Consider the following 4,215-nt stretch of genomic DNA (forward strand, 5'->3'; position numbering starts at 1 on the left):
AAACTCTCCACGTCTTCCTCCCAGTCCCCAGTCCCTAGTCCCCAGTCCCCAGTCCCCAGTCCCCAGTCCCTAGTCCCTAGTCCTCAAGAATGGCGGATATTAGCTCCTATTCGTCCGGGGGAGTCTCCATTTAAAGCTTTGAATAATACACTTGCACAAGAAAATTTACCAACTTTCGTCCAGCCAAAGGAAGAATTTGAAGAAGAATTACAAACGCTTTATCAAAGTGTTAAAGCTTGGGCAAAAACTCATCCAAATACTAAATTATTGCTCATAATTGACCAATTTGAAGAATTAGTAAGCCTGACGAGAAATGCAAATGAGCGCTTCAAGTTTTTGACTGGTTTAGCAAGAGCTATCAAAGCTTTTCCCGAACAGTTACGCATTGTGGTGACGTTACGAAATGACTTTGAGCCGCAATTTCGCAATACACCTTTAGAAGCTTATTGGACGGCTGCGAGATTTCTCGTGCCAGTTATGTCACGAGAAGAATTGCGCTCTTGTATTGTTGAACCAGCCACCGCTAGGGTAATGTATTTTGAACCGCCAACTTTAGTAGACCAAATAATTGATGAAGTGGCACAAATGCCGGGAGCTTTGCCGCTACTTTCTTTTACCTTGAGCGAACTATATTTAAAATATATTAAAAGTGCCAGAGAGGGCAAAAGAAATAATCGGGCAATTACTCAAGCCGATTATGAAGAATTAGGGGGAGTGACGCGCAGTCTCACCCAAAGAGCAGATAGTGAATATGATGAATTAATTAAACTTGATGCTGCTTACGCTCACACTATTGAATATGTGATGCTGCGGATGATGGCTGTAGGTGGTGGTGATTTGGCACGCAGACAAGTATTGCTGACAGAATTGGAATATCCCAAAGCAGAAAATACGCGGGTAAAGTTAGTAATTGAGCGTTTTCTGGCAGCACGTTTGTTAGTAGGAGGACAAGATACTGAAGGTAACAGTTATGTAGAACCGGCTCACGATGCGTTAGTGCGGGGATGGCAAAAACTACTGACTTGGAAAGACCAAGAATTAGGTTCATTGCTGCTGCAACGCGAACTGACAACGACTGCGAATAAATGGGCAACTCAAAGACGAGATAAACAAGCGGTTGGTTTATTGTGGAATAACGATCCGCGTTTACCGTTGGTTAAACAGATATCAGAATCTGATAAAAGTTGGTTGAATTCTATAGAGTTGGAGTTTGTTCAACGCAGCATCCAGAGAAGACGAAATAATCGTCACCAGACAGTTGGTCTTGTTAGTGCAGTTATTGCCTCACTGACTGGATTAACGATTTTTGCTTTGGTTCAACTTCAGTTGTCATTGTTACGCGAAAAAGCAGCTGTAGTCGAAAATCGGCTACCTGTCGCTCCTGTAGATGGACTGGTTTTAGCGATTCAGACTGCTGGTGAAAATCGTTCGTTGTTACCGTGGGATATACTTAACCCGGTGAAATCTAGTTTACTTTATGCAGTGCAAGCCACTAAAGAGCGAAATCAGTTAATAGGTCATAGCGATCGCATTACATCTGTGGCATTTAGTCCCGATGGACGTCACATCATCAGCGGTAGCGAAGACAACACAGTCCGGTTGTGGGATATGTCTGGTAAACAAATTGGACAACCATTCTCAGGTCATAAAAAATCTGTTCAATCTGTGGCTTTTAGTCCCGATGGGCGTTACATCGTCAGTGGTAGCGAAGATAACACCGTGCGCTTGTGGGATATGTCTGGAAAACAGATTGGTCAACCATTTACAGGTCATAGAAAACCGATTCAATCTGTGGCTTTTAGTCCCGATGGGCGTTACATCGTTAGTGGTAGTGAAGACAACACAATGCGCTTGTGGGATATATCTGGAAAACAGATTGGGCAACCATTTACAGGTCATAAGAATGCTGTCTGGTCTGTCGCTTTTAGTCCGGATAGTCGTTACATCATCAGTGGTAGTATTGATAAAACGGTGCGTTTGTGGGATATTTCTGGTAAACCTATTGGCAAACCATTTGCAGGTCATACAGATTCTGTTTGGTCTGTAGCATTTAGTTCAGATGGGCGTTACATAGTCAGTGGTAGTAACGACAGAACAGTGCGCTTGTGGGATATGTCTGGCAAACCAATAGGGCAACCATTCCGAGGTAATAAAGGTGCTGTTCAATCTGTTCGCTTTAGTCCCGATGGGCGTTACATTGTTAGTGCAGGTTTTGACAGGAGAGTGCATTTCTCGGACATTGATGGCAATATGATTAGGGAACCACTTAAAGGTCATAGAAATCCGGTTGCATCTGTGGCTTTTAGTCCAGATGGACGTTACATCATCAGTGGTAGTGGCGATCGCACAATCCGCTTGTGGGAAATTAGCAATACTATTGGGCAACCCTTACTAGGTCATATAGGTAAAGTCACATCTGTAGCTTTTAGTCCCGATGGACGCTACATCCTCAGTGGTAGCGAGGACATGACACTACGCTTGTGGGATATTCAAGGTAATTCCATAGGGCAACCATTTACAGGTCATACAGGTAAAGTCACATCTGTAGCTTTTAGTCCCGATGGACGCTACATCCTCAGTGGTAGCGAGGACATGACACTACGCTTGTGGGATATTAAAGGGAAATCCATAGGGCAACCATTTACAGGTCATACAGGTAAAGTCACATCTGTAGCTTTTAGTCCCGATGGACGCTACATCCTCAGTGGTAGCGAGGACATGACACTACGCTTGTGGGATATTAAAGGTAATTCCATAGGGCAACCATTTACAGGTCATAGCGAGCCTATATTTTCTGTTGCTTTCAGTCCCAATAGTCAGATGATTGTTAGTGGTGGTGACGACAAAATGGTGCGCTTATGGAACCTTTCTGGTAAATTAATTGGGGAACCATTTAAAGGACATGAGGGTTCAATTTCATCTGTCGCTTTTAGTGCAGATGGACGTTATATCCTCAGCGCTAGTTATGACAGAACAATGCGCTTGTGGGATATTCAAGGTAATTCTATTGGGCAACCGTTTCAAGGTCATGAATTTGGTGTCTTATCGGCTGCTATCAGTCGCGATGGACGCTACATCATTAGTGGTAGCGTTGACATGGCAGTGCTATTATGGGACTTTTTTGACAGCAATATTGGGCAAAAGTTTCAAGGTCATACAGATAAAGTTACATCTGTTGCCATCAGTCCTAATGGAGACTACATCGTTAGTGGTAGCGCAGACAAGACACTACGCTTGTGGGAAACTCGATGGCAAGATTGGTTAAAAATTGCTTGCAATAAGTTGCAAAATCATCCAGTGTTGCAAAACCCCCAGACAGATGAAGCTAAGGGAGCGAAAGATACCTGTGAAAAATATGTTTGGCGTGATAAATAATATCGTGTCCGTTGAATTAACAGTAATATAAAACACCACAAGTTTGGTAAAGACGTCATAAGTGGAACGTCTCAACAAAAAATTACATTTTTTCATCCCTACAGCACCCTATCGATCTAATCGAATACACGTAGAGACGATTCTGTGCTACGTCTCTACTACAAGGAGAGGGGTTTTATACACGTACTTCATTTACCTGAAATCTGCTGTAATTAGAAGCGATCGCACAAAAACACAGAATTGCGATCGCCCTATCAAAAAACACCCACCGATGGATATACGTATTAATTATGAGGGTCATCTACCTCAAAACCAGGAATATCTTAGCTAAGGAGTGTTAACAAATTTTGTCATGTTTTATTTTAGCGGTTGTCATGTTTTCATGTCAAGGGACGAGAAACCCCTACCGCTAAATCTTGATTAGTAACTATATTGAAAAATGGAAACGTTCGACTTGCCCCGGTGGTACTGGGGCTTTCATAATAAAACATAGATTATAGCATCAATCTCTAGACCTCTCAAATTTTTGAGACGCAATCTATTCTGAAGTTGACCATATTGACGCTTACGTTTCTACATCACATCCAATGACTGTATTTGTGGCAATAAATTCCTCACTCAATACGTTGTAAAAATCCTTTGCGATCGCCCTAATTTTTTTCCCCCGCAAAATATTTATCAATAGTAGCACATAGGCTTTCCCTATTTCAAAAACACGTAAATATATCGGGAGTTTGGTAGCCCCGTCTTTTTAAAGCGGGGTGGAAAAACGACGCGGGCAGATTTATCTGCATTCAAAAAATGCTAAAATATTAACAGCAAGTAAGAATAACCATCTAC

Annotated in this window: 3 protein-coding genes; 1 reads left to right on the forward strand and 2 read right to left on the reverse strand. The window is 42.3% G+C overall.

Features of this window, described 5'->3' with window-relative positions; translation table 11 throughout:
• A partial coding sequence (locus OGM63_RS20215) for a WD40 repeat domain-containing protein (RefSeq protein WP_375340506.1) occupies nucleotides 1-3,375 on the forward strand: 3,375 nt, incomplete at its 5' end.
• A 175-nt stretch (nucleotides 3,376-3,550) separates the two neighbouring features.
• On the opposite strand, the gene OGM63_RS20220 is transcribed toward OGM63_RS20215, so the two are convergent.
• Together OGM63_RS20220 and OGM63_RS20225 are read right to left on the reverse strand one after the other, a co-directional pair.
• Nucleotides 3,551-3,676: a hypothetical protein gene (locus OGM63_RS20220; RefSeq protein WP_263747451.1), complete on the reverse strand. Its 126-nt coding sequence runs from the start codon at nucleotides 3,674-3,676 to the stop codon at nucleotides 3,551-3,553.
• A 264-nt stretch (nucleotides 3,677-3,940) separates the two neighbouring features.
• On the reverse strand, nucleotides 3,941-4,066 hold the full coding sequence (locus tag OGM63_RS20225) for a hypothetical protein (RefSeq protein ID WP_263747452.1): 126 nt from the start codon (nucleotides 4,064-4,066) through the stop codon (nucleotides 3,941-3,943).
• Between the last annotated feature and the right edge of the window lie 149 nt (nucleotides 4,067-4,215).

Origin of the sequence: Plectonema radiosum NIES-515 (genome assembly GCF_025753815.1) — a bacterium.
Classification (GTDB): domain Bacteria; phylum Cyanobacteriota; class Cyanobacteriia; order Cyanobacteriales; family Nostocaceae; genus Hassallia; species Hassallia radiosum_A.

What these genes read in the sequence shown, in the direction of transcription:
- OGM63_RS20220 (WP_263747451.1), bottom strand. Translation starts at nt 3,676, where the DNA reads ATGACCCTCATAATTAATACGTATATCCATCGGTGGGTGTTTTTTGAT.